Origin of the sequence: Streptomyces sp. NPDC085460, from assembly GCF_044541975.1 — a bacterium.
Classification (GTDB): Bacteria; Actinomycetota; Actinomycetes; order Streptomycetales; family Streptomycetaceae; genus Streptomyces.
The window spans coordinates 257,191-276,368 of record NZ_JBITTO010000006.1; the positions used below are offsets into that span (position 1 = coordinate 257,191).

10 protein-coding genes are annotated in these 19,178 nt (G+C 73.8%); 5 read left to right on the forward strand and 5 right to left on the reverse strand.

What is annotated here, in order from left to right; translation table 11 throughout:
* Positions 1 to 24: 24 nt before the first annotated feature.
* From glgB to ACIGHB_RS17595, 4 genes are all read right to left on the reverse strand, one after another.
* The gene (gene glgB, locus ACIGHB_RS17580) at positions 25 to 2,280 is read right to left on the reverse strand and encodes a 1,4-alpha-glucan branching enzyme (protein WP_399913997.1); all 2,256 of its coding nucleotides are present in this window, start codon (positions 2,278 to 2,280) and stop codon (positions 25 to 27) included.
* 64 nt (positions 2,281 to 2,344) lie between these two features.
* Entirely contained in the window at positions 2,345 to 3,694 is a 1,350-nt protein-coding gene (locus ACIGHB_RS17585; protein WP_360310608.1) for a maltokinase, read from the reverse strand.
* 214 nt (positions 3,695 to 3,908) lie between these two features.
* Entirely contained in the window at positions 3,909 to 5,621 is a 1,713-nt protein-coding gene (gene treS, locus ACIGHB_RS17590; RefSeq protein ID WP_360310606.1) for a maltose alpha-D-glucosyltransferase, read from the reverse strand.
* Complete coding sequence (locus tag ACIGHB_RS17595) at positions 5,618 to 7,603, reverse strand: alpha-1,4-glucan--maltose-1-phosphate maltosyltransferase (RefSeq protein WP_399914001.1); 1,986 nt, start codon at positions 7,601 to 7,603, stop codon at positions 5,618 to 5,620. Before ACIGHB_RS17595 ends, treS begins: the two co-directional genes overlap by 4 nt.
* A gap of 362 nt (positions 7,604 to 7,965) precedes the next feature.
* Between ACIGHB_RS17595 and ACIGHB_RS17600 the strand changes: the two genes are divergently transcribed.
* The 5 genes from ACIGHB_RS17600 (at position 7,966) to ACIGHB_RS17620 (ending at position 17,049) form a co-directional block, all read left to right on the forward strand.
* Complete coding sequence (locus ACIGHB_RS17600; RefSeq protein ID WP_399914004.1) at positions 7,966 to 8,769, forward strand: AraC family transcriptional regulator; 804 nt, start codon at positions 7,966 to 7,968, stop codon at positions 8,767 to 8,769.
* A gap of 80 nt (positions 8,770 to 8,849) precedes the next feature.
* A complete protein-coding gene (locus tag ACIGHB_RS17605; protein WP_399914006.1) occupies positions 8,850 to 11,957 on the forward strand; it encodes an ABC transporter substrate-binding protein in 3,108 nt (1,035 codons plus the stop codon).
* Positions 11,958 to 12,142: 185 nt separating this feature from the next.
* Positions 12,143 to 14,704 carry an alpha-glucan family phosphorylase gene (gene glgP / locus ACIGHB_RS17610; RefSeq protein ID WP_360310598.1) on the forward strand — a complete coding sequence of 854 codons (2,562 nt, stop codon included), beginning with the start codon at positions 12,143 to 12,145 and terminating at the stop codon, positions 14,702 to 14,704.
* A 70-nt stretch (positions 14,705 to 14,774) separates the two neighbouring features.
* A complete protein-coding gene (locus tag ACIGHB_RS17615; protein ID WP_399914010.1) occupies positions 14,775 to 15,545 on the forward strand; it encodes a response regulator transcription factor in 771 nt (256 codons plus the stop codon).
* Positions 15,535 to 17,049 carry a sensor histidine kinase gene (locus tag ACIGHB_RS17620; RefSeq protein ID WP_399914013.1) on the forward strand — a complete coding sequence of 505 codons (1,515 nt, stop codon included), beginning with the start codon at positions 15,535 to 15,537 and terminating at the stop codon, positions 17,047 to 17,049. The genes ACIGHB_RS17615 and ACIGHB_RS17620 overlap by 11 nt, the downstream gene beginning before the upstream one ends.
* A gap of 72 nt (positions 17,050 to 17,121) precedes the next feature.
* Here ACIGHB_RS17620 and ACIGHB_RS17625 read toward each other — a convergent pair whose 3' ends face one another.
* Complete coding sequence (locus ACIGHB_RS17625) at positions 17,122 to 19,152, reverse strand: M4 family metallopeptidase (RefSeq protein ID WP_360310594.1); 2,031 nt, start codon at positions 19,150 to 19,152, stop codon at positions 17,122 to 17,124.
* Positions 19,153 to 19,178: the final 26 nt, after the last annotated feature.

The following is a 19,178-nucleotide window of genomic DNA, read 5'->3' on the forward strand; positions in this document are numbered from 1 at the left end:
GGACCGTCAGGCCCGCCGGCGGACTCAGGCGGGCCTGAGCCAGACCGTCGCGAGCGGCGGCAGCGTCATCCGGACGCTCGCCGAACGGCCGTGCCACGGCACCGACTCGGTCTTCACCGGGTCGGTGCCGATCACGTCCGACCCGCCGTACCGGGCCGCGTCCGTGTTCAGCACCTCGCCCCAGGCGGCGAAGGAGTCCGGCACGCCGAGCCGGTAGTCGTGGCGGACGACCGGGGAGAAGTTGCAGACGGCGAGGAGCGGCGAGCCGAAGGCGTCGTAGCGCAGGAAGGCGAGGACGTTGTCGTCGGCGGCGTCCCCCACCACCCACTGGAACCCCTCCGGCGCGGTGTCCCGCTCCCACAGCGACGGCGTCGCCGTGTAGACCCGGTTCAGGTCCCGCACCAGGTCCTTCACGCCCCGGTGGTCGGCCGAGGGCCCGTACTCCGGGTCGAGCAGCCACCACTCGGGACCGTGCTCCGCCGACCACTCCGCGCCCTGCGCGAACTCCTGCCCCATGAAGAGGAGTTGCTTGCCCGGGTGGGCCCACATGAAGCCCAGGTAGGCGCGGTGGTTGGCGCGCCGCTGCCACCAGTCGCCGGGCATCTTGGAGACCAGCGCCCGCTTGCCGTGGACGACCTCGTCGTGCGAGATCGGCAGGATGTAGTTCTCGCTGTACGCGTACACCATCGAGAAGGTCATCTCGTGGTGGTGGTACTTGCGGTGCACCGCCTCCTTCTCCATGTACTGGAGCGAGTCGTGCATCCAGCCCATGTTCCACTTCATGCCGAAGCCGAGGCCGCCGTGGCCGCCCGGGCCGACCAGGTCCGTCGCCCGGGTCACGCCGTCCCAGGCCGTGGACTCCTCGGCGAAGGTGACGATGCCGGGGCAGCGGCGGTAGACGGTGGCGTTCATCTCCTGGAGGAAGGCGACCGCGTCCAGGTTCTCCCGGCCGCCGTACTCGTTCGGCAACCACTCGCCGTACTCGCGCGAGTAGTCGAGGTAGAGCATCGACGCCACCGCGTCCACCCGCAGGCCGTCGACGTGGAACTCCTGGCACCAGTAGACCGCGTTGGCGACGAGGAAGTTCCGCACCTCCTTGCGGCCGTAGTCGAACTCCAGGGTGCCCCAGTCAGGGTGGTGCGAGCGGCGCGGGTCCTCGTGCTCGTACAGCGGGCGCCCGTCGAACTCCGCCAGGGCCCAGTCGTCCTTCGGGAAGTGCGCCGGCACCCAGTCCATCAGGACGCCGATCCCGGCCCGGTGCAGCGCGTCCACCAGGAACCTGAAGTCGTCCGGGGTGCCGAGACGGGCGGTCGGCGCGTAGAAGCCGGTGACCTGGTAGCCCCAGGAGCCGCCGAAGGGGTGCTCGGTGACCGGCATGAACTCCACGTGGGTGAAGCCGAGTTCGCGGACGTACGCGGGCAGCTCCTCGGCCAGCTGACGGTAGGTCAGGCCGGGGCGCCAGGACGGCAGGTGGAGCTCGTACACGGAGATCGGCGCCTCGTGCGGAGGGCGGGCCCCGCGCCGGGCCATCCACTCCTGGTCGCTCCACTCGTAGTGCGACTCGGTGACGATCGAGGCGGTGTCCGGCGGGCACTCGGTGCGGCGGGCCATCGGGTCGGCGCGGACGGTGTGCGAGCCGTCGGGGCGAGTGATGTCGTACTTGTAGACCGCTCCCTCGCCGACGCCGGGCACGAACAGCTCCCACACGCCGGTGGAGCCGAGGGAGCGCATCGGCAGCCCCGTGCCGTCCCAGTGCGTGAAGTCGCCGGTGACGCGGACCCCCCGGGCGTTCGGCGCCCAGACGGCGAAGCGGGTGCCGGCCACCCCGCCGTGCGTCATCACCCGCGACCCCAGCGCGGTCCACAGCTCCTCGTGCCGCCCCTCGCCGATCAGGTGCAGGTCGAGCTCGCCGAGGGAGGGCAGGTGCCGGTACGGGTCCTGGACGGCGAGCTCCCCGTCGCCGTACTCCACCCGCAGCTCGTACGCCGGGACCTTGCGCAGCAGCGGTACGAGCGCCGAGAACAGGCCGTCGCCCTCGTCGCGCAGCTCGACTCTCCGGCCCTTCGGCAGCACGGCCGTCACGCTCCGGGCCCAGGGGCGCAGCGCCCGGAGGACCACTCCGCCCTTCACCGGGTGGGCGCCGAGCAGCGCGTGCGGATCGTGATGCTCTCCGGCGAGGAGCCGCGCGCGCTCGCCGGGGTCGAGAGGGGGCGCCGTGCGGGGCGTCTTGGCGGTCACCGGAAGCCTCCTGAAGCAGAGAAAAGGGTACGAAATAGGCAACTCCCTCGCCGGGTGCCAGGAAACTCCGCCGAACGGGCCATCTCGGCCATGGCGGGTTCCCGGCTCAAGAGGCGGTGGAGAGACGGTGGATGGCGGACATCGGGACGGGGAGCCAGTCGGGACGGTGACGCGCCTCGTACACGACCTCGTAGACGGCCTTGTCCGTCTCGTAGGCGCGCAGCAGCGCGGGGTCCGCGCGCGGATCCGCCCCCGCGACCTCCGCGTAGCCCGTGCAGTACGCCGCCCGGCACCGCGCCGCCCAGTCCGCGTTCCAGGGACGGTGGGTGCGGGCCGCGTAGTCGAAGGAGCGCAGCATGCCGGCGACGTCGCGGACGGTCGGCTGCGGGCGCCGCCGCTCGTCGAGGGGCTTCGCCGGCTCGCCCTCGAAGTCGATGACGGCCCAGGCGCCGTCGGATCCGCGCAGCGTCTGCCCGAGGTGCAGGTCGCCGTGGATGCGCTGGACCGCTCCCGCCCCCTCCGCGCCGCCCGCCGCCGCGAAGACGGCCCGCAGGCCCGGGACGTACGGCAGCAGGGCGGGCACCGCCTGGGCGGCGGCGTGCAGGCGCCGGTCCATCGCGGCCGCCAGGCCCTCGGTCTCGGCGCGCGGCAGCCGCTGGGTGGGGAGGGCCTCGGCGAGGGCGAGGTGCACCTCGGCGGTGGCCCGCCCGAGCGCCCGTGCCTCGCCGCTGAACTCCCGTCCCGCCGCCAGGGAGTCGAGGGCGAGCCGCCAGCCGTCCCGCGAGTCCCGCAGGTAGGGCTGGAGCACGCCCAGCGTGGCCGCCCCCGACTCGAACCAGGCCACCGGCGCCGGGACGCGGGCGCAGCCGGCCCGGTCGAGGGCGAGGGGGAGCTCCAGGTCGGGGTTGGCGCCGGGGCTGACCCGGCGGAAGATCTTGAGGATGTAGGCGTCGCCGAAGACGAGCGAGGAGTTGGACTGTTCGGCGTCGAGGACCCGGGGGGCGAGCGCCCCGGGCAGCGCGCGGGTGGCGTGGAAGCGGAGCGGCCCGGTGCTGCCGGGGGTGCGCAGCCGCTCGTACAGCAGCCCGGCGAGGCGCGGGTCGCGCAGCCCCTCGTAGACGGCGCGGCCGGCCAAGGGGCCTTGCCGGACGCGTCCGATGAGGGCGGGAGCGAGCCGCGGCGGCAGCTGGGTCCGTACGCCGAGGAGGATCTGATAGCAGTCTGCGGGCACGCCGGCCGGGCGGCCGGGCTGTTCGACCCGCAGCAGGAGGTGGAGCAGTCCGGGTCCGGCGCCGTCCAGCGGCAGCAGCTCGGTGGCCGCGTCCAGGGTGAATCCGGTGACCCGGCGGCCCTTGCCCGCGAACCAGCGCTGCCGGGGCAGCCATTCGTGGAGCAGGGGTGTCAGGGACGGAAGGAGGGCGTCCGTGGCCCGGGCGGTGGATGCGGTCTCCGGCATGGCATCGCGTCCTTTCCCCGGGGCGCGCACGTGGGCGTCGTAGGCGTTCAAATGCGCAGATTGTCCCGGATGGCGGCTGGGGCTGTCCGGATGTGCGGGACGTGTCGGAAAGGGAAGATCCATATGGATGGACCCGGATGGGGCTGAATCGCGTGTGGGACACAGTTCCCCGAGCGGGGCGGCGGAAACCGCCCCGCCCGGAAAGGGCCGACCGTCAACTCCGCTTCATGCGGAACCAGTAGAAGCCGTGGCCCGCGAGCGTCAGCAGGTACGGCAGCTCGCCGATCGCCGGGAACTCCACCCCGCCGATCAGTTCGACGGGCCGCATCCCGGCGAAGCGCCGCAGGTCCAGCTCGGTCGGCTGCGCGAACCGCGAGAAGTTGTTCACGCACAGCACGAGGTCGGCGTCCTCCCCCTCCTCCGGAGGAGCCTCGCGGAGGAAGGCGAGTACCGCCGCGTTGGAGGACGGCAGTTCGGTATACGTGCCGATCCCGAACGCCCGGTTCTGCTTGCGGATCTCGATCATCCGCTTCGTCCAGTGCAGCAGCGAGGACGGCGAGGCCATCCCCGCCTCCACGTTGGTCACCTGGTAGCCGTGGACCGGGTCCATGATGGCCGGCAGGTAGAGGCGGCCCGGGTCGCAGGACGAGAAGCCCGCGTTCCGGTCCGGGGTCCACTGCATCGGGGTCCGCACCCCGTCCCGGTCGCCGAGCCAGATGTTGTCGCCCATGCCGATCTCGTCGCCGTAGTACAGCACCGGCGAGCCCGGCAGCGAGAAGAGCAGCCCGGTGAAGAGCTCCATCTGCTTGCGGTCGTTGTCGAGGAGCGGGGCGAGCCGCCGCCGGATGCCGATGTTGGCCCGCATCCGCGGGTCCTTGGCGTACTCGGCGTACATGTAGTCGCGTTCCTCGTCGGTGACCATCTCGAGGGTGAGCTCGTCGTGGTTGCGGAGGAAGATGCCCCACTGGCAGCCGGAGGGGATCGCCGGCGTCTTCGCCAGGATCTCGGAGACCGGGTACCGGGACTCCCGCCGCACCGCCATGAAGATCCGCGGCATGACCGGGAAGTGGAACGCCATGTGGCACTCGTCGCCGCCGGAGCGGAAGTCGCCGAAGTAGTCCACGACGTCCTCGGGCCACTGGTTGGCCTCGGCGAGCAGCACCGTGTCCGGGTAGTGGTCGTCGATCTCCTTGCGGACCTGCTTGAGGAACGTGTGCGTCGCCGGCAGGTTCTCGCAGTTGGTGCCCTCCTGCTGGTACAGGTACGGCACCGCGTCCAGCCGGAAGCCGTCGATCCCCAGGTCCAGCCAGAACTTCAGCGCCGACAGGATCTCCTCCCGCACCGCCGGGTTCTCGTAGTTGAGGTCCGGCTGGTGCGAGAAGAAGCGGTGCCAGTAGTACTGCTTGCGGACCGGGTCGAAGGTCCAGTTGGAGGTCTCGGTGTCGACGAAGATGATCCGGGCGTCCGCGTACTGCTTGTCGTCGTCGGCCCAGACGTAGTAGTCGCCGTACGGCCCCTCCGGGTCGCGCCGGGACTCCTGGAACCACGGGTGCTGGTCGCTGGTGTGGTTCATGACGAAGTCGATGATCACGCGCATCCCGCGCTGGTGCGCCGCGTCCACGAACTCCACGAAGTCGGCGAGGTCGCCGAACTCGGGGAGGACCGACGTGTAGTCGGCGACGTCGTAGCCGCCGTCGCGCAGCGGGGACTTGAAGAACGGCGGCAGCCAGAGGCAGTCCACGCCGAGCCACTGGAGGTAGTCCAGGCGGGACGTGATGCCCTTCAGGTCGCCGACGCCGTCGCCGTTGCTGTCCTGGAAGGACCGGACGAGGACCTCGTAGAAGACGGCCCGCTTGAACCAGTCGGGGTCGCGGTCCTTGGCGGGGGTGTCCTCGAAGGTGTCGGGGACGGGATCGTTGACAGTCATGTGGTGGGTGACCCTCCGGTCTGCGGGGACGGTCGCAGGACGAGCACGTGCGCGGGCGTGACGCCCGGTTCCAGGCGTACGTAGGCGTTCCTGCCCCAGTGATAGGTGTCGCCGGTGAGCTCGTCGCGCACCGGCACGGTCTCGTGCCAGCCGAGGCCGAGTTCCGGCATGTTCAACGAGACCGTCGCCTCCTGGGTGTGGTGCGGGTCGAGGTTGACGACCACCAGAACGGTGTTCGAACCCGACTTCTTCGAGTACGCGATCACCTGCGGGTTGTCCGTCGTGTGGAAGGTCAGGTTCCGCAGGCGCCGGAGCGCCGGGTGACGGCGCCGGATCCGGTTCAGGGAGGTGATCAGCGGGCTGATCGACGCGCCCGAGCGCTCCGCCGACTCCCAGTCGCGCGGCCGGAGTTGGTACTTCTCCGAGTCCAGGTACTCCTCGCTGCCCGGGCGCAGCGGGGTGTTCTCGCACAGCTCGTACCCGGCGTAGATCCCCCAGGTCGGCGAGAGCGTCGCCGCGAGCACCGCCCGCGCCTCGAAGGCCGGCCGGCCCCCCTCCTGGAGGTAGGCGTGCAGGATGTCCGGGGTGTTCACGAAGAAGTTGGGCCGCATCTGCGCCGCCACGTCCCCGGACAGCTCGGTCAGGTACGCGGTCAGCTCGTCCTTCGTGTTCCGCCAGGTGAAGTACGTGTACGACTGCTGGAAGCCGACCGCGCCCAGCGTCCGCATCATCGCCGGCCGCGTGAACGCCTCCGCCAGGAAGATCACGTCCGGATCGGCGCCGTTGATCTCCCCGATCACCCGCTCCCAGAACACCACCGGCTTGGTGTGCGGGTTGTCCACCCGGAAGATCCGCACCCCGTGGTCCATCCAGTGCCGCAGCACCCGCACGGTCTCGGCGACGATCCCGTCCATGTCTTTGTCGAACGCGATCGGATAGATGTCCTGGTACTTCTTCGGCGGGTTCTCCGCGTACGCGATCGAGCCGTCCGGACGGTGGTGGAACCACTCCGGGTGCTTCTCCACCCACGGGTGGTCCGGCGAGCACTGGAGGGCGAAGTCCAGCGCGATCTCCAGGCGCAGCTCACGGGCCCTGGCCACGAAGGTGTCAAAGTCCTCGATCGTGCCCAGGTCCGGGTGGACCGCGTCGTGCCCGCCCTCCGGCGAGCCGATCGCCCACGGCACGCCGACGTCGCTCGGGGACGCCGACAGCGCGTTGTTGGGGCCCTTCCGGTGCGTCTCGCCGATCGGATGGATCGGCGGCAGGTAGACCACGTCGAAGCCCATCGCCGCGATGGCCGGAAGCCGTTCGGCGGCGGTGCGGAAACTCCCCGGCACGGTACGGCCCTTGACCTTCCGCACGCCCTCCGAGCGCGGGAAGAACTCGTACCAGGAGCCGTACAGCGCCCGCTCCCGCTCCACCCGGAGCGGGAACACCGGTGAGGAGGAGACCAGTTCGCGCAGCGGATGCCGGTCCAGGGTCTCCGTGACCCGCGGCGCGAGCGCCGCCGCGAGCCGGGCGGCCGCGGGCCGGGACTCGTCGCGCAGCGCGTCCGCCGCCGCGAGCACCGCCTCCCGGCCGCCGCCCTTCTTCGGGACGCCCTTGGCGGCCCGCTCGTGCAGCTCCGCGCCCTCGGCCAGGACGAGTTCGGAGTCGATCCCGGCCGGGATCTTGATCCTCGCCGCGTGGCGCCAGGTCGCCAGCGGGTCGCTCCACGCCTCGACGGTGTACGTCCACAGGCCCTCGGCGTCCGGGGTGACCTCGGCACCCCAGCGGTCGGTGCCCTCGGCCAGCTCGCGCATCGGGGTCCACGGGCCGGTCCGGCCGGTCGGGCCGGTCAGTACGACATTGGCGGCGACCGCGTCGTGGCCCTCGCGGAAGACCGTCGCCGAGACCTCGAAGGTCTCGCCGGCCACGGCCTTCGCGGGGCGCCGGCCACAGTCGACCAGCGGGCGGACGTCCAGTACGGGAATGCGTCCCATGAGCGGATTCACAGCATCACCTGACGGTTTGCGGGGGTGCGGGTGGTGGTGCGCTCTTTCTAGCCGCGCCGGAGGCCGGGGGGAGGACGGCATCGCCGCGCCCCTCCGCGTTCACTCGGATGGCGGGCCCACAGGGATGAAGACGGGTACGGGGAGGACGGATTCGGGGGGTTACCGGTGGAGCCTTCCCCAGCTACTCGGGTGGGCAATCCGGCCCTTTGTTAACTACTAGGGCGTAGCGAGCCGGGCAAGGACGCGAGCCGGACAAGAAACCCGCCCGGCGCCGGAGGAGGCCGGATCCCCCCGCCGCCCTCGCTACGCTGACGGTCCGTCGTCACCGGCTGCGCGGACGGGAGACGCCCATGGACACGGAGACCGGCACGGCCCGGGCCGTCCTCCACCACGTACTGGCCGGAACATGCCGGCTCTCCGCCGCCGGGGCCGCCGCCCTCGACCTCGCAGCGGGCGACCTCGCGCTGCTGCCCACCGGCGCCCGCCACCGCCTCGCCGCGGGACCCGACGCCTCCGGCACCCCGCCCCCCGCGGGCCCCGCCGCCGGCCTGCTCGAACTCGGCGCGCCCGGCACCGGCGCCCGGCTGCTGACCGTCCGCACCGGATACGACCGCCGCGCCGCGTCCCCGCTCGTCACCGCCCTGCCCCGCGCCCTGCGCCTCGACCGGGCCCGCGTCGAGGCGACCCCGCTGCTCCGCGACACCCTCGCCCTGCTCGCCGCCCCCGGCCGGCGCCCCGGCCCCGGCGACCCGCTGCTCGCCCTGCGCGTCCTGGAGACCGCCCTCCTCCTGGCCGCCGCGCCCCGCCCGCCGGGAGGCCCGTACCCCCACCCCGGCATCGGCCGCACCCTCGCCGCCATCGAGACCCGCTACGCCGAACCCTGGACCGTGGTCACCCTCGCCCGCGAGGCCGGGATGTCCCGCTCCGCCTTCACCGCCGCCTTCCGCGAGACCGTCGGCACACCCCCGGCACGCCATCTGACGGCCCGCCGGATACGGGAGGCCGCCCGGCTGCTCGCCGAGACCGGGCTCCCCCAGTCGGCCGTACCCGCCCGCGTCGGCTACCGCAGCAGGGTCGGCTTCCACCTCGCCTTCCGCACCACCTACGGCATGACCCCCGGGGAGTACCGGGCCGCCGCGCCCCGCAGGGCGTGAACCGGCCCCCGGGCCCGGCGGCCGATCTGATCTAATCGTCCCGGCGCCCAGGGGATGCGGCGCCGGGGACGGGGGCGGTCTTGCAAGCGCTGGACGGGTCGGACCCGCGTCAGGTCGGGCGGTACCGGATTCTCGCGCGCCTGGGGGCGGGCGGGATGGGACGCGTCTACCTGGGACGGTCCACGAGCGGCCGGATGGTCGCGGTCAAGGTGGTGCGCGCCGAACTCGCGGAGGACCCCGAGTTCCAGCGCCGGTTCGTCCGCGAGGTGGAGGCGGCCCGGCGGGTCACCGGCTTCTTCACGGCGGCCGTGGTCGACGCCGACCCCCTGGGCTCGCCGCCCTGGCTCGCCACCGCGTACGTCCCCGGGCTGCCCCTGGAGACGGCGGTGCGCACGCACGGGGCGTGGCCCCTGCGCTCGCTGCTCTACCTGGGGGCGGGCCTGGTCGAGGCCCTGGAGGCCATCCACGGCACGGGTCTCGTCCACCGTGACCTGAAGCCGTCGAACGTGCTGATCGCCCCCGACGGCCCCCGGGTGATCGACTTCGGCATCTCGCTCATCGCCGAGTCGCACGTCCTGACCCAGACGGGCATGGTGATCGGCACCCCCGGCTTCATGTCGCCCGAGCAGGTGGCGGGCACCGCCGTCGGCCCGGCGACCGACGTGTTCGCGCTGGGCGCGGTGCTGGCCTTCGCGGCCACCGGAACCGGACCGTTCGGCACCGGCTCCGCGCACTCGGTGAACTTCCGCGCCGTCTACGGGGAACCCGACCTGCGCCTGCTCCCGCCGGGGGTCGGCTTCATCGGCCGGTGCCTGGAGAAGGACCCCGCCCGGCGGCCCACCGTGCCGGAGCTGCTCGCGGAGTTCGCGGGACTGCTCGGCGAGGGCAGCGGCCACACCTACGGGGGAGGGCCGGCGAAGGAGACCCACTGGCTGCCGGAGGCGGTGGCGACGGCCCTCGGCGAGGCGGGAGGCGCCCTCGGGCCGCTGTCCGTCCCCGGTCCCGCGCCGGCACCCGCCCCGACGCCGCCCCCGACCACCCCCGGCCCCGCGCCGGCAGTCGCCCCGACCCCGAGCACCCCCGCACCCGCGCCCACCACCCCCGCTCCCGGTCCGGCGCCGACCGCGTGGACCTCACCGGCTCCGCCCCCGGTCGCCCCGGAGCCCCGGCCCGATCCCCGCGTCCCGCTCGCGAAGGGCCCCGCCGCACCGCCCGCGATGCCGGCCACGCCGCCGCCCGCGATGCCGGCGACGCTCCCCGCCGCGGGGAACCCGTACGCCGGGAACCCGTACGCGACCACCGCCCCCGCCCCCGCCCCGTACCCCTCCGGTCCCGCCGGCGGCCCGGCCCGCGCGCCCGGACGTCCCCGGGGCCGCAGGATCGCGGCGATCGCCCTCGGCATCGCCCTGGTCGCGGGAGGCGGCGTCACCGCCGTGGTCCTCTCCCAGAAGGACGACCCGTCGGGGAAGGGGACCCAGGGACAGCAGCAGGACCAGGGGAAGGACAAGGGGAAGGACGGGGGAGGGGACTCCCCGGCGACCGGCGAGGGCTTCAACGGGGCGGTCGGCAAGGTCGTCAACGCCTCCGACAAGAAGGGCGGCACCCTTCGCCTGGTGAGCTCGACGGACGCCGACTCCTGGGACCCGGCCCGCTCCTACTCGGGATGGGCCTGGAACATCCAGCGGCTCTACACCCGCACCCTGATGACGTACGCCGCCGCACCCGGCGAGGACGGCCTCCAGGTGGTCCCCGACCTCGCCGCGGCACAGCCCCAGGTGTCCCCCGACGGCCGGACCTACACCTTCCGGCTGAGGTCCGGCCTCACGTTCGAGGACGGCACGCCGATCACCGCCGCGGACGTCAAGTACGGCATCGAGCGCGTCTTCGCGACGGAGATCGTCGGCGGACCCACGTACCTCGTCGACGTCCTCGACCAGAAGCAGAACTACCCGGGCCCGTACAAGGACACCGGGTCGTCGGGCCTGCGGTCCGTCGAGGCCACGGACGACCACACGCTCGTCTTCCGGCTCGCCGAGCCCGACTCCCGGTTCCCCTACCTGCTCACCATGGGCGCGACGGCCCCCGTGCCCCGCCAGCGCGACTCCGCCGCCCGCTACGAGACCAGGCCGCTCTCCTCGGGCCCGTACCGGTTCTCCTCGTACCAGCCCGACCGGTCGCTGGTCCTCGTCCGCAACGAGAAGTGGGACCCCGCCACCGACCCGATCCGCAAGGCCCTGCCGGACCGCGTCGAGCTGACCATCGAGCCCGACCAGGCCAAGGCCGACGAGCGGCTCCTCGCCGGCACCGCCGACCTGGACGCCTCCCAGATCGGCCTGTCGCCGGAGACGGCCGCCAGGGTGCTCGCGGACCCGAAGCTGAAGGCCCACGCGGACAACCCGTACAGCGGGTACCTCCGGATGGCCGGGATGATCTCCGACACCGCCCCGCTGAACAACGTGAACTGCCGCAAGGCGGTGGTGTACGCGACCGGCACCACGTCCCTGCGGGCCGCGCGCGGCGGGGAGACCTTCTCCTCGCCGCAGGGCAGCATGCTGCCCCCGACGGTCCGGGGCGCCGACTCCTACGACCCCTTCGGCCTGACCGGGGGCGAACCCCGGCGGGAGAAGGCCGAGGAGGCGCTGCGGGCGTGCGGCAAGCCCGGCGGCTTCACCACCAAGGTCGCCGTGAACAGCGGCAACACCAAGGACCTCCAGGTGGTCGAGGCCCTGCGGAGCGACCTCAAGGCCGTCGGCATCACCCTGGAGATCGAGCGCTTCGACAACGTCCCGGCCTACTTCTCCGCCCTCGGCTCGCCAGCGATCCTGAAGGAGAAGGGGATCGGCATGCTCGTCCTGGGATGGGGGGCCGACTTCCCCACCGGCGCAGGCTTCCTCCAGCCGCTCGCCGACAGCGCCCTGGGCAGGGACGAGGGCAACAGCAACTACGCCCGGGTGAAGGACCCCCGGATCGACGAACTGTTCGACCGGGCCTCGGCCGAGACCGACGACGCCGCGGCGACCCGCCTCTACCAGGAGATCAACCACCGCGTCACCGACGGCGCCTACTACCTGCCGTTCAGCGCCGAGAAGATCGTCGCCTACCGCAACCCGCGGCTGACCAACGTCTTCGTCCACGAGGCGCTCAACCTGGTCGACATCCAGTCCCTGGGGGTCGGTGGAGCACCGTGACGGGCGCCCCGCCTCCGGGCTGTCCGGACACCCCCGACGCCCCGTCCGCGCCCCCCGACGCCCCGTCCGCGCCCCCGGGCGCCCCGCGCGCACCCGGATCCAGGGCCTAGGCTCGGTGCGGCACGCCGGATGCACAGCGTGGTGCGTCCGCTCCGTTCCGTCACCGGCCTGCGAAGGTGGGACACGTGAAGGCAATCCGTCGATTCACCGTGCGTCCTGTCCTCCCCGACACCCTCCGACCCCTCGCCGCCCTGGCGCGCAACCTGCGCTGGTCCTGGCACGAACCGACTCGCGCCCTCTTCGACTCCCTCGCCCCCGAAGGGCTCGCCGGGGCCGACCCGGTCCGCGTCCTCGGCGCCCTGGACGCGTCCCGGCTCACCGCGCTCGCCGCCGACCGGGACTTCCTCGCCCGGCTCACCGCCGCCGCCGACGACCTCGACGCCTACCTGGGCCGGCCCCGCTGGTACCAGGAGCGCGGCTCCGGCGACGGGCCCGCCGCCCTCGCCTACTTCTCGCCCGAGTTCGGCGTCGCCGCCGCCCTGCCCCAGTACTCCGGCGGGCTCGGCATCCTCGCGGGCGACCACCTCAAGTCCGCCAGCGACCTCGGCGTCCCCCTCATCGGCGTCGGGCTCCTCTACCGGCACGGCTACTTCCGGCAGTCCCTCGGCCGCGACGGCTGGCAGCAGGAGCAGTACCCCGTCCTCGACCCCGGCGAGCTGCCCGTCGCCCTGCTCCGCGAGCCCGACGGCACCCCCGCCCGGATCACCCTCGCCCTGCCCGGCGGCCGCAGCCTCCACGCCCAGCTGTGGATCGCCCAGGTCGGGCGGGTCCCGCTGCTCATGCTCGACTCGGACGTCGAGGAGAACGCCCCCGGCGAGCGCTCCGTCACCGACCGGCTCTACGGCGGCGGCAGCGAGCACCGGCTCCTCCAGGAGATGCTGCTCGGCATCGGCGGCGTCCGCGCCGTCCGCACCTACACCCGCCTCACCGGCCACCCGGAACCCGAGGTCTTCCACACCAACGAGGGCCACGCCGGCTTCCTCGGACTCGAACGGATCCGCGAACTCCAGGGCGAGGGGCTGGACTTTGACACCGCCCTGGAGACCGTCCGGGCCGGCACCGTCTTCACCACCCACACCCCCGTCCCCGCCGGCATCGACCGCTTCGACCGGGGCCTCGTCGCCCGCCACCTCGGCGACGACGGCGCCCTGCCCGGCCTCGACACCGGCCGGATCCTCGCCCTCGGCGACGAGACCCCCCTCGGCGGCGAGCCCGCCGTCTTCAACATGGCCGCCATGGGCCTGCGCCTCGCCCAGCGGGCCAACGGCGTCTCCACCCTCCACGGCGCCGTCAGCCGCGCCATGTTCGCCGGACTCTGGCCCGGCTTCGACGCCGACGAGGTGCCGATCACCTCCATCACCAACGGCGTCCACGCCCCCACCTGGACCGCGCCCGAGGTCGGCCGCCTCGGCCCCGACGCCACCGACCTCGAACTGTGGGAACTGCGCCGCACCCTGCGCACCCGGCTCGTCGCCGACGTCCGCGACCGGCTGAGGGCCTCCTGGCGGCAGCGCGGCGCCGCCGCCGCCGAACTCGGCTGGACCGACAGCGCCCTCGACCCCGAGGTCCTCACCATCGGCTTCGCCCGCCGGGTCCCCTCGTACAAGCGGCTCACCCTGATGCTCCGCGACAAGGACCGGCTGCGCGCCCTGCTGCTCCACCCCGAGCGGCCGGTGCAGCTCGTCGTCGCCGGCAAGGCCCACCCGGCCGACGACGGCGGCAAGAAGCTCGTCCAGGAACTGGTCCGCTTCGCCGACGACCCCCGGGTCCGGCACCGGATCGTCTTCCTGCCCGACTACGGCATGGAGATGGCCCGCGGCCTCTACCCCGGCTGCGACGTCTGGCTCAACAACCCGCTCCGCCCGCTGGAGGCGTGCGGCACCAGCGGCATGAAGGCCGCGCTCAACGGCTGCCTCAACCTCTCCGTCCTCGACGGCTGGTGGGACGAGTGGTTCGAGCCCGAGTTCGGCTGGGCCATCCCCACCGCCGACGGCACCGCCGGAGCCGACGACGAGCGCCGCGACGACCTGGAGGCCGCCGCCCTCTACGAGCTGATCGAACGCCGGGTCGCCCCCCGCTTCTACGACCGCGGCCCCGACGGCGTCCCCGCCGCCTGGACCGCCATGGTCCGCCGCACCCTCGCCGAACTCGGCCCCAAGGTCCTCGCCGACCGGATGGTCCGCGAGTACGTGGAGCGGCTGTACGTCCCCGCCGCCGAGGCCCGCCGGGCGCTCACCCCGGACCGGGCCCGGGAGCTCGCCGCCTGGAAGGCCCGGGTCCGCTCGGCCTGGCCGGGCGTCTCCGTCGACCACGTGGAGATCGGCGACGACCTCGGCGAGACCGCCGCCGAACTGGGCGCCACCCCGGTCGTCCGGGTCCGGGTCGCCCTCGGCGGCCTCGCCCCCGACGACGTCGAGGTGCAGGCCGTCACCGGCCGCGCCGCCACCGACGACACCCTCACCGACACCCGCACGGTCACCCTCAAGCCCGTCGGCGGCCCGGACCTGGAAGGCCGGCAGCCCTACGCCGGCACCCTGGAGCTCGACCGCACCGGCCCCTTCGGCTGCACCGTCCGCGTCCTGCCCGCCCACCCCCGCCTCGCCCACCCCGCCGAACCGGGCCTCCTCGCCCTGCCGGAGGACCCGGGCGGCGAGGCCGGGGAGGGCGCCGGGGTGCTCCTGCGCTAGCCGCGCGGGCGGCGCCCGGGGCCCTTCGCCGGACCCCGGGCGCCGCCGGTCCCGCCGTAGGCTGGACCGCATGATCAGGGTGCTGCTCGCCGACGACGAGGCGATGATCCGTGCCGGGGTGCGGGCCATCCTCACCACCGACCCGGGGATCGAGGTGGTCGCCGAGGCGGGCGACGGGCACGAAGCGGTGGAGCTGGCCCGGCTGCACCGGCCCGACGTGGCCCTCCTCGACATCCGGATGCCCCGCCTCGACGGCCTCGCCGCCGCCGACGCGCTGCGCCGCACCCTCCCGGACACGGCCGTCGTCATGCTCACCACCTTCTCCGAGGACGACTACATCGCCCGCGCCCTCGGCGGCGGCGTCGGCGGCTTCCTCCTCAAGTCCGGCGACCCGCGCGAGCTGATCGCCGGCGTCCGCGCGGTCGCCGCCGGCGGCGCCGCCCTCTCGCCGACCGTCGCCCGCCGGGTCATCGACACCCTCGGCGGCGAGCGCCTCACCCGCGCCGCCGCCGCCCGCGCCCGCCTCGCCGTGCTCACCGGCCGCGAGCGGGAGGTCGTCTCGCTGCTCGCCGCCGGCTGCTCCAACCAGGAGATCGCGGCCCGGATGTACGTCGTCGAGGGCACCGTCAAGGCGCACGTGAGCGCGGTCCTCGGCCGGCTCGGCCTGCGCAACCGGGTCCAGCTCGCGGTCCTCGCCCACGAGGCCGGCCTCGTCGGCGACCCGCACGGACACGAACAGGGACACGAACAGGGGCAGGGGCAGGGGCAGGGCCAGGTGCAGGCGCCGGCGCAGCGCCAGGCGCACGGGCACGGGCACGGGTACGGGCCGGATGGTGCCTGAGACCTCCCCGGCGCGCCGCCGCCTCTTCGACCTGGCGCTGTGGCTGCTGCTCTCCGTCCCGGTGCTGCTCCGCTCCGACCCGAACGACGGCGGTTCCTGGCTCCAGGTCGCGGCCGGGATCACCGTCCTCGGCGGCTGCGTCGCCGTCAGCCGCCGGTGGCCGCTGCTGCCGCTCGCGGTCACGGTCGCGGCGAGCCTGCCCGCCTCCCTGGAGCTGTTCACTCCCTCGTACAGCCTCGCCCTCGTCGCCTTCGGCTACCTCGCCGGGCGGCGGCAGGACCACACCCGGGGCTCGTTCTGGCTGTTCGGCGCGGTGGCGGCGGTGGGGCTGCTCCTCACCCGGCTCACCGGCACCTCCCTCGGCCCCTGGTTCACCCTGCTCCTCGCCCTCGCCCTGGCGATCGTCGCGCCCTGGCTGGTCGGCCGGTACGTGCGCCAGTACGACCGGCTCGTGCGCAGCGGCTGGGAGCTGGCGGACCGGATGGAGCGCGAGCAGGCGGCGGTGGCCGACCGGGAGCGGCTGCGGGAGCGGTCCCGGATCGCCGGGGACATGCACGACTCCCTCGGCCACGACCTGGCGCTGATCGCGGTGCGGGCGGGCGCCCTGGAGGTGGATCCGGGGCTCGGGCCCGCGCAGCAGCGGGCGGCGGGCGAGCTGCGCCTCGCGGCGGCGGAGGCGACCGAGCGGCTGCGGGACGTCATCGGGGTGCTGCGGGAGGAGGGCGCCGGGGCGCCGACGAGTCCGCCGGACGAGACGGCGGGCGAGCTGGTGGACCGGGCGCGGGCCTCGGGGCTGGACGTGACGCTCTCCGGCGTCCCGCCGGAGCTGCCGGGGATGGCGGGCCGGGCGCTGCACCGGGTGGTGCAGGAGGGGCTGACGAACGCGGCCAAGCACGCCCCGGGCGCCGCCGTCGCCGTCGAGGTCCGGGAGACCGGGCAGCGGGTGACGGTACGGGTGGAGAGCGGGCCCGGCACCGTGACGGGGCCGCCCGCCGCCGCGGGCTCCGGTCTGGTCGGCCTCGACGAGCGCGTGCGGCTCGCGGGCGGCACGCTCGCCCACGGCCCGGTGCGGGGCGGCGGGTTCGCGCTGACGGCCGTGCTGCCCCGGCGGGCGCCGGCGGCGGTGCCGGCCGCGCCGACCTCGGCGCGGGAGCTGGACCGGGCCAGGCGGCGGGTGCGGGCGGACCTGGTGCGGGCGATCTGGATCCCGCTGGCGCTGCTGGCCGCGCTGGCGGTGCTGACGGCCGGGGTCGCGCTGTGGTCGCAGGCCCGTTCGTACCTGGAGCCCGACAATTACGCGCGGCTGCTGGTCGGCCAGGCGTACGGGGAGATCGTGGAGGACCTGCCGGACCACGCCCTGGAGAAGCCGCCGCAGGGGCTGCCGGCGGAGCCGGGCGGGGCGGACGAGTGCCGCTACTACCGGGCGACCGTGTTCGCGGAGCGGCCGGTCTACCGGCTGTGCTTCACGGCGGGCCGGCTGGTCGCGAAGGACGAGGTGGGGTGAACGGGCGGACGCCCGGAGGGATGGTTCCCTCCGGGCGTCCGCCGTGTGCGCTTCCGGCCTGCGCCTCCCGGGTTACGGGAAGGTGAGCTTGAAGCTGTTGATGTAGCCGGTGTCGGCGCCGGCCTTGTCCTGGACGCGGAGCTTCCAGGCGCCGTTGGCGACCTCGGAGGAGGCGTTCACGGTGTAGGTCTGCTGGATGTTGTCGGTGCCGCCGCCGGAGCGGTTGTGGAGGTTGTAGACCGAGCCGTCGGGGGCGATCAGGTCGACGACGAGGTCGCCCTTGTAGGTGTGGACGATGTCCACGCCGACGGAGAGGTTGCTCGGCGCGTTGCCGGTGACGCCGGTGACGTTCACGGTCGAGGTGACCGCGGCGCCGGGGGAGTCGGGGATGGCGACGTCGGCGGTGTTCTCGAAGACCTTGCCGCCGGGGTTGCCGCCGCCGGGGCGGGAACCGACGTTGACGGCGGCCCAGGCGTGCTCGACGGCCGCGACCTCGGGGCTGTTCGCGCCGTACAGCTCGGTGGCGACGGCGACGGTGCCGGTGCGGGCGCCCGCGTAGTTGGTGGACGAGGTCCACTTGGTGGTGAGCGCCTTGAACCAGATCAGCGACGCCTTGTCGCGGCCGATGCCGGTGACGGGCAGGCCGTCGGAGGTCGGCGAGTCGTAGGTGACGCCGTTGACCGTCTTGACGCCGCTGCCCTCGGAGAGCAGGTAGTAGAAGTGGTTGGCCGGGCCCGAGGAGTAGTGGACGTCGACGTTGCCGATGCCGGAGTACCAGTAGTCCTTGGAGGAGCCGTCCTTGCTCGGCTTGTCCATGTACCGCAGCGGGGTGCCGTTGCCGCGGATGTCGATCTTCTCGCCGACGAGGTAGTCGCCCTTGTCCTGGGCGTTGTTGCCGTAGAACTCGACGGCCGCCGCGAAGATGTCGGAGGTGGCCTCGTTGAGGCCGCCGGACTCGCCGCTGTAGACGAGCTTGGCCGTCACCGAGGTGAGGCCGTGGGTCATCTCGTGCGCGGCCACGTCGATGGAGGTGAGCGGCTTGGTGTTGCCCGCGCCGTCGCCGTACGTCATGCAGAAGCAGGAGTCCTGCCAGAAGGCGTTGACGTAGGCGTTGCCGTAGTGGACCCGGGAGTACGCGCCGACGCCGTCGCCGCGGATGCCGCTGCGGCCGTGCACGTTCTTGTAGTAGTCCCAGGTGAGCGCGGCGCCGTAGTGGGCGTCGGCGCCGGCGGTCTCCGCGTTCTGCGGGGTGCCGTCGCCCCAGATGTCGTCCGCGCCGGAGAAGAGCGTGCCGGTGCCGGACGTGCCGCGGTTGAGGTTGTACGTCTTGTGGTTGCCGCGGGTGGTGTCGGTCAGCGTGTACGAGGGCGCCGTGCCGAGCGTGACCTGGCCGCTGTACTGGGTGTTGCCGGTGCCGGTGTGCACCGCCTGCCACTCGTACAGCTTCGCGCCGGTCTTGGCGTCGGTGACGACGTGCAGCTCGTTCGGGGTGCCGTCGTGCTGGAGGCCGCCGACGACGGTCTCGTACGCGAGGACGGGGGCGCCGCCGTGGCCCATCCAGACGACCTTGCGCGGGGCGCGCTCGCTCTTGGTGGCCTTGGAGCCCTCGGCGGCGGCCAGGCCGACGGCCTGCTTCTCCGCGGCGGCGGGGGCGACGGTGGCGGCCAGGTCGACGCTCTTCAGCTCGGCGCGGGACGCCTTGGAGACCGCGGTGGTGGCCCCGGCGCGGGTCTCGGCGACGACCAGGTCGCCGCCGAGGACGGGGAGTCCGCCGTAGGTGCGCTCGTAGCGGGTGTGGGTGGTGCCGTCGCGGTCCTGGACCACGTCGCGGACGACCAGCTTCTCCTGGGCGCCGAGGCCGAGCTCCTTGGCCGTCTCGGCCTTGTCGGCGTCGGCGGCCTTGATCAGCGCGGTGCGCTGGGCGGGGGAGAGGTCGGCGGGGAGCTTGCCCGGGTCGGCCTTCCCGGCGGCCTGCGCCTGGGGGGCGGCCGTCCCGGCGTTGTCGGCGGAGGCGCTGCCGGCCTGGACGCCGACGGCGAGCATGGCGGCGGCGGCGATGAGCGCGCCGGTCGCGGTGGCGCGGCGGCTGGGCGTGGATCTCACGCGAACTCCTTTTGCGAGGGGGGTAC